Here is a 1,279-nt window from a genome sequence, read left to right as displayed (position 1 = left end):
ACGCGGCACGGAAATGTACTTTATACGCAATGTTTAAGACATCAAAAGGACTTTTATGCTGACAACGATGATCTTTCCTTCCATGCCGGTATATGTTCTGGTAAATATTATCGATGAGAGCTTTCAAAGAAGAAAGGTGATAGAGTGAATACCCCTTCGTCTCTACTATTGCGTTTCTCGCATGGTTGATACATTTGTACTCACTCCCTTCTAGTTGATACCTTTCGTAAAGGCAGTAACGGCACTGAAAAGCAATCATCGAAGAAAGAAGAATATGAATTAAAGTCCCATACAAATGACAGTAAAAGCGGTCGGTATTCATTGCCTGCACATCATCAATTTCAAATAACGATTTCCATGTTTTAAAGAGAATCTCCACTTGCCAACGCAAGGAATAGATAGGATACAAGGTTTGCTCATCCATTTCTTCTTGTGTTATATTGGTAGCAAGAATTTGGATATGATTCTTCTTGTTGGCGGATTGGGTATGCCCCCCTTTCCGTCTTCTTTCTTTTAAATAGGTATCTCTCTGTTTTTGTTGCTCTTCGGTTAATCGTTGTACGACTACACGTGCATGAAATGTATTTTTTCCCTTAACACCTAATTGAATGAACCCATAATCCTGTATCTCTCCTGGAGCTAGATGCATGGCATCTTCTTCAGGCTTTATTTGGATTCTTCGTTGCTTGTCATCCAATGTCCAATAGGTCATATTGGCAGGAACACGAGTAATATAATAGGCTCCTGCTCGATCTATTTTTTTAAAGTGATCTCCTGAGAAATAGCCGAGGTCACGCAAGATAAGGTCCTCTTCTCCTATTGTATCTGCCAATTCTTCAGCTGCATCGTGATCACTGTCTCTTGGTCCATAGAACAACGTATGCAAAAAATTCCCTTGATACAGCTCATATTCTAATTGTATTTTCACTCCATCCCAATAACTCGCGGTGTTCTTTTTTACTTGAAAGGATGTGCCATCCAAGATACGGATCCGAGAAAAAGGATAATCAGATGGAGATGGTAACGATAACATCTGTTGTTTTTCCGCTAACCGCATAAAAACTTGTTTTAAAAAAGCCACTCCTTTCTCGTCTAATCGTTGATGTAAGGCTTGTTTAGATATGGATATTTCTGATTCACGAGAAAGGGAGGCACAGAGCTGTCCTAGCCCCTCCGTACCAACTTTTTCATGTAAGAAGGCACATATACTTAAGAAATCTTCCGGCATTATCTTCTTCAATCGTTGTACAAAACCTGATTCCCGAGCAACATTGCGAAG

The 1,279-nt window shown here is 39.6% G+C and carries 1 protein-coding gene; it reads right to left on the bottom strand.

All coding sequences use genetic code 11. From position 1 onward, the window contains the following. Window positions 1–1,279 (bottom strand): IS4 family transposase (locus JUJ52_RS22995; RefSeq protein WP_228089240.1); only part of this gene is annotated, 1,279 nt, incomplete at both ends.

The sequence above is a fragment of the Virgibacillus sp. AGTR genome, from assembly GCF_016919725.2.
Lineage (GTDB): Bacteria > Bacillota > Bacilli > Bacillales > Amphibacillaceae > Virgibacillus > Virgibacillus salarius.
Note: the sequence above shows the minus strand (reverse complement) of the source record. Positions and strands in the feature narration are given on the sequence as shown.